The sequence below is a fragment of the Vibrio sp. 10N.261.45.E2 genome (assembly GCF_002875705.1).
Classification (GTDB): domain Bacteria; phylum Pseudomonadota; class Gammaproteobacteria; order Enterobacterales; family Vibrionaceae; genus Vibrio.
This window is the reverse complement of record NZ_MCZZ01000007.1, coordinates 1-5,659: the sequence shown is the minus strand read 5'-3', so window position 1 is coordinate 5,659 and position 5,659 is coordinate 1. Positions and strand designations below refer to the sequence as shown.

5 protein-coding genes and 4 tRNA genes are annotated in these 5,659 nt (G+C 43.3%); 3 read left to right on the top strand and 6 right to left on the bottom strand.

Annotated features, from left to right (window positions below; all coding sequences use genetic code 11):
- Positions 1-116 precede the first annotated feature (116 nt).
- The 4 genes from BCT34_RS00260 to BCT34_RS00245 all read right to left on the bottom strand — a co-directional run bounded on the left by BCT34_RS00260 (position 117) and on the right by BCT34_RS00245 (position 524).
- A tRNA-Thr gene (locus BCT34_RS00260) sits at positions 117-192 on the bottom strand.
- A gap of 13 nt (positions 193-205) precedes the next feature.
- Positions 206-280, bottom strand: a tRNA-Gly gene (locus tag BCT34_RS00255).
- A 39-nt stretch (positions 281-319) separates the two neighbouring features.
- Positions 320-404 (bottom strand) — tRNA-Tyr (locus BCT34_RS00250).
- A gap of 44 nt (positions 405-448) precedes the next feature.
- Positions 449-524: transfer RNA gene (locus tag BCT34_RS00245), tRNA-Thr, on the bottom strand.
- 210 nt (positions 525-734) lie between these two features.
- On the opposite strand from BCT34_RS00245, the gene coaA reads away from it, so the two are divergent.
- Positions 735-1,658, top strand: coding sequence for a type I pantothenate kinase (gene coaA / locus BCT34_RS00240; RefSeq protein ID WP_048657856.1), 924 nt, complete (start codon positions 735-737; stop codon positions 1,656-1,658).
- A gap of 7 nt (positions 1,659-1,665) precedes the next feature.
- On the opposite strand, the gene birA is transcribed toward coaA, so the two are convergent.
- Complete coding sequence (gene birA / locus BCT34_RS00235; protein WP_076652644.1) at positions 1,666-2,631, bottom strand: bifunctional biotin--[acetyl-CoA-carboxylase] ligase/biotin operon repressor BirA; 966 nt, start codon at positions 2,629-2,631, stop codon at positions 1,666-1,668.
- Positions 2,628-3,674 (bottom strand): UDP-N-acetylmuramate dehydrogenase, encoded by a 1,047-nt coding sequence (gene murB / locus BCT34_RS00230; RefSeq protein WP_076652647.1) that lies wholly within the window; start codon positions 3,672-3,674, stop codon positions 2,628-2,630. Before murB ends, birA begins: the two co-directional genes overlap by 4 nt.
- Before the next feature lie 66 nt (positions 3,675-3,740).
- Here murB and BCT34_RS00225 point away from each other — a divergent pair, with 66 nt between their 5' ends.
- Entirely contained in the window at positions 3,741-4,172 is a 432-nt protein-coding gene (locus tag BCT34_RS00225) for a GNAT family N-acetyltransferase (RefSeq protein ID WP_076652650.1), read from the top strand.
- A gap of 91 nt (positions 4,173-4,263) precedes the next feature.
- Entirely contained in the window at positions 4,264-5,604 is a 1,341-nt protein-coding gene (gene pssA, locus BCT34_RS00220; RefSeq protein WP_076652652.1) for a CDP-diacylglycerol--serine O-phosphatidyltransferase, read from the top strand.
- The last annotated feature ends 55 nt before the right edge of the window (positions 5,605-5,659 follow it).

The following is a 5,659-nucleotide window of genomic DNA, read 5'->3' as shown; positions in this document are numbered from 1 at the left end:
TTCAAATTTTTCTTTAGACATGGGGTGTCCCTCTAGGTACGGATTAGGTGGCTTAAAATAAGACCACGCAACCAAAAAAAATGGTTTTCTTTATTAAAGGAGAAGAAGCTTTAGACTGGTGCTAATACCCAGAGTCGAACTGGGGACCTCACCCTTACCAAGGGTGCGCTCTACCGACTGAGCTATATCAGCACACAAAATGAGTTGGAGCGTGCAGCGGGAATCGAACCCGCATCATCAGCTTGGAAGGCTGAGGTAATAGCCATTATACGATGCACGCAACACGTAACTCTGTTTGAGCTATTTAACCTTTAGAATATGGTGGAGAGGGACGGATTCGAACCATCGAAGGCAGTGCCAACAGATTTACAGTCTGCTCCCTTTGGCCACTCGGGAACCTCTCCAAATTTTGAGCTTTCTCTCGCTTGCCTTAAAGGAAGGGAGAAAGTGGTGCCGACTACCGGAATCGAACTGGTGACCTACTGATTACAAGTCAGTTGCTCTACCTACTGAGCTAAGTCGGCACAAGTGGGGCGCATTTTATTGAATGATTTTCCACCTTGCAATAGTAAATTGAAAAAAAGTTCAAAATTCTCTTACCAAACTCCTACATACGGCTATTTAGCTCAAGGTTTCCGTCTTTAAGCCGCATCTAGTACAGGAAGATATTTTATTTATCTATCGCTTGATGTATTTTCCATGCACTTGTTTTGTTATCCACTATAGAGTTTTGTATGAGCCCATTTATGTCATTTGACCGCGAACGTTGGTCTGAGCTAAGGAATTTAGTTCCGATGACACTTTCTGAGAGCGACTTAAAAGAGCTTCAAGGCATCAACGAAAAGCTCACGATGGAAGAAGCTGTAGAGATCTATCTACCGCTTTCTCGCCTGTTAAATCTCTATGTGGCTGCCAGACAAAACAGAAACTCAGTACTTCACGAATTTCTAGATAAGAAAGAGAAAGCGCCACCTTTTATCATCGGTATTGCGGGTAGTGTTGCCGTTGGTAAGAGTACAACGGCGCGTCTACTTAAAGCCCTACTCTCTCGTTGGGAAAACCATCCGAAGGTCGAGCTAGTGACAACAGATGGTTTCTTATACCCAAATGAGGTGTTGGAAGAGAAAGGCTTGATGAGTAAAAAAGGCTTCCCAGAGTCTTACGACATCAAGCGTTTGGTTAACTTTGTCTCGGATGTAAAGGCATGCAAACGAAATGTCACAGCACCGGTATACTCGCACCTAACTTACAACATTACTGATGATGTTAAATGTGTAGACCTACCCGATGTGCTTATTATTGAAGGGCTTAATGTCTTACAGAGTGGCATGAACTATCCACACGAACCACATCGTGTATTTATTTCAGACTTCCTTGATTTTTCACTCTATGTTGATGCTGATAGTCAGCAGATTAAAGAGTGGTACATCAACCGCTTTATGAAATTCCGCGATGGCGCGTTTACTAAGCCTGGCTCGTACTTTAGTCATTACACTAAATTATCGAACCAAGCCGCGCTGGATAAAGCGGAAGGTATCTGGAGTTCAATTAATGGCTTGAACTTAGAACAGAATATTCTTCCGACACGAGAAAGGGCTCACTTGATTCTACGCAAAGGCGCAGATCATATGGTTGAAGAAGTGTTACTCAGAAAATAGTAACGCTTTAATCCCCTTTTCTTAGCGATATTTCGCCACCAATATAACTCTCGATGCCATTCTCGGTTTTGAGTAACACAGCCCCCAGTTCATCGATGCCTTGAACAACACCTTCAATTTCTCTAGGTCCAATAATCAACCTAACATTGCGACCTAAGAAATTATCTAAGCGGTTCCAACGCTCTACAAAATTGGACATCCCTTTCAGTTCATAATCCACAAGAGAGTTGTCCCAAGCATTGATCAGAGCCTGCGCTAATTGGTTACGATCAGGCACCTTTCCTTCACACACTTCTTTAAGAGACGTCCACGGTTGGTCGATACCTGATGTTGTTGGATCCATAGATAGGTTTAGTCCTAAACCAATCACAATATGCGCAGCGCCGCCAGACTGCCCTGACAACTCGACTAAGATACCGGCAAGCTTCTTGTCATTGTGGTAAAGGTCGTTCGGCCATTTAAGCTTTACACCTTCTACGCCCATCTCTTCCAAAGCTTCAACAACAGCCACACCAACCACAAGGCTTAAGCCCATCGCGGCAGCCATCCCTGCGTCGAGTCTCCAATACATAGAAAGATAGAGGTTTGCACCGAATGGCGATACCCACTCTCGTCCACGTCGCCCGCGTCCCGCTGCTTGATATTCAGCAATGCAGACCGAGCCCGATTCGAGGGTGTTAGTACGCTCTAATAGATGCTGGTTTGTAGAGCCTATGATTGGAATCAGCTCAAGAGAAGCATCACGACTAACTGCAGACAATTTTTCTTGGTCAAGCATGTCTAACTGGTTAGCTAGCTTGTAGCCCTTACCTTGCACTCGATAGATATCCAAGCCCCACTCTTGAATTCCTTTGATGTGCTTGCTGATAGCCGCGCGTGACACACCAATCATTTCACCTAGATCTTCACCTGAATGAAACTCACCGTCAGCAAGGCATCTCAATAGTGCAAGCTTAGTACTGTGTTCTCTCATGCCAATGACTCCAAGGCCCTATCTAGGTTTGTTTCGCAATCTCGTCCCATAAAGCGGACTTCATGTTCCAATCGAATATCGAATTTGTTCAAGACGGACTGGCGCACTCGCTCTGCAAGTTTAAGGATATCCACAGCGGAGGCTTCATCATAATTGATGATAACCAATGCTTGGTTGGGGTGAACCTGTGCACCACCTTCTGTCACGCCCTTGAACTGACATTGATCAATCAGCCACCCAGCAGCGACTTTGATCATGTCATTACTCTCATAACCGACAATATTTGGGTATAGAGCTAGCAGGCGATCAAAATGATCTTTGGTGATCACGGGGTTTTTGAAAAAACTGCCCGCATTCCCTTGTACTCTTGGGTCTGGCAGCTTACTTGAGCGAATGGCACATACTTCATCAAATATGGTACGAGGAGAGAGAGTATCGACCGCTAGGCTTTTTAACGGACCATAGTGATTACATGGCTTCCACTCTTTCGGCAACGCTAAACCAATCGCAACAACAATCGCTTTATCGTAGAGAGCGTGTTTAAAAATAGAATCTCGGTAACCAAAGAGACACTCTTCTTTGCTTAATCGCTTAACTGTGTAAGTATCCAGGCACAAGATATCGACATACTCACATACGTCTCGCAGTTCAATACCATACGCACCAATATTCTGTATTGGAGCAGAACCTGAACAACCAGGAATCATTGCTAGATTTTCCAGACCACCCAGCCCTTTATCTACACTCCATTTAACTAAGCTTGGCCAATCCTCACCTCCACTAACATGTAGTAGATGATGGCTGTCCGTCTCAGTCAGCTCAATCCCGGTTAATTTATTCACAATGACCAAACCAGCGAAGTGCTCAGTAAAAAGCATATTACTGCCCTTACCCAGTATTAATTTAGGTAAAATTGACCATTTAGGGTCTTTGTAAAGCGAGATCAGTTCTTCGATAGTGGTGACTTCAACCAACGCATCACACGTCTGATCGATGGAAAAAGTATGAGTATTTTTTAAACTAGCATTGAGATGGAATTGCATGGCGATATTCAATTAACTTACACTGCGGTCATTCTACAGTAGATAAAGCAATGGCGCAGTGACTGAATGAACAATGTCATCATCACCCAATTAGACCCCGTTAAAGTTCCATTAGTAAAACGTTTCTATAAAGAACATTACCCAACGGGAAAAGCGAATAAGAGCGAACTGATCTATTCGTTATTGTTGGATAACGAACTGTGCGGTGTCATACGTTTTCGTACAATAGAAAATAATCGCTTACTTACCGGAATGGCGATATCAAAAGAACATCGTGGTAAGCAGTTAGGCTCCCAGCTTATGAATTACTGTGCGCAACATACACTGACGGAGGACGATTACTGCTTTGCTTACGCTCATCTCACTAACTTTTACTCGCGACACAAATTCATACAGGTAGACCCTAAAGAATTGCCAAATGGTTTAAGAGTTTTATACGAGCGCTATTCGAATAGCGGAAAAGATCTCATTCCTATGCATTATCAGCAAAATTGTTAGAGAATGCCTCGATTATCTAGTATTTGATGCTATCCCTTTGGTAAAATTAAAGGTTCGCAATTTTGCATATTTTTAAGGTAAAACAGTCAATATGATTGCCAGTAGGAATCCATTCATACAGTTGCCAACCATAGCGCAGAATCCTGACAAGTTTGAAGTACTACTATCAGCGCAAGAGTTTCGAACTCGTCTACTTGATGAGATATCTCGCGCAACGACTCGTATTAGTTTAGTCGCTTTGTACCTTGAAGATGATGAGGCTGGCCGTGAGATCCTAACTGCCTTATATGAAGCAAAGCAAAAGAATCCCGAACTAGACGTAAGCGTTTGTGTCGATTGGCACCGTGCGCAGCGTGGATTGATTGGCGCAGAGTCTTCTGAAGGCAATTCTGCCATGTATAAAGAGTTCGCAGATAAATATCAGCACTCTGTTCCTGTCTATGGCATTCCAGTTCGCGGCAAAGAAGTCTTTGGTGTATTGCACTTAAAAGGCTTTATCATTGATGACAGCGTGATATACAGCGGTGCAAGCCTTAACAATATCTACCTGAATTACCATGACCGCTATCGCTTTGATCGTTACCACGTTTTAAACAACGCAGCGCTTGCTGACTCTATGTTTAGTTACGTACACGAGCAGATGATCGCGGACAGTGCTGTTTTTGACTTGGCTGATAAAAATAAACCAATTACCAAAGAGCTCAAACCAGCGATTCGCCAGTTCCGTGCTTCACTAGCAAGATCTCAGTATCAATTCGATGGCCAAGAGGTATCCGCGGATCAAGTCGCTGTAACACCATTAGTTGGTATTGGTAAGAGACGTAACCGTCTAAACCAAGGGATCAATCAACTCGTTGCTCAAGCTAAAGATGAAATCTTTATCTGCACACCTTACTTCAACTTCCCACCTAGCCTAGCTAAAGAAGTGAAGAAAGCGCTTAAGCGTGGCGTAAAGGTCAGTATTGTTGTTGGTGATAAAACAGCGAATGATTTCTTTATCTCACCAGAAGAAGAGTTTAAAACAATTGGTGGTTTGCCATACCTTTATGAATTGAACTTGCGTCGTTTCGCTAAAGCTAATGAAGCTCATATTGCAAGCCGCAACCTCTCAATTCGACTTTGGCAACACGATACTAATAGCTTCCACCTAAAGGGGATTTGGGTAGATAAACGCTACATGTTACTAACAGGTAATAACCTAAACCCTCGCGCATGGAAGCTGGACCTCGAGAACGGTATCTTTATCCAAGATAACTACCACCACTTAACAGACAAGTTCCAGGTTGAAGTGGATAATATCCTTCAACACACTCAGCTTATCTGCACTTACAAACAGTTAGACAAGGTAGAGAGTTACCCGACCGAAGTTCAGAAGTTGATTCGCAAGATCACTCGCGTGAAAGCCGATAGAGTGCTCAAACAAATACTGTAGTCGATGTATTAGAATTATTATTTCTCAACGCCTAGCTAATACCAATTCCGTTAAT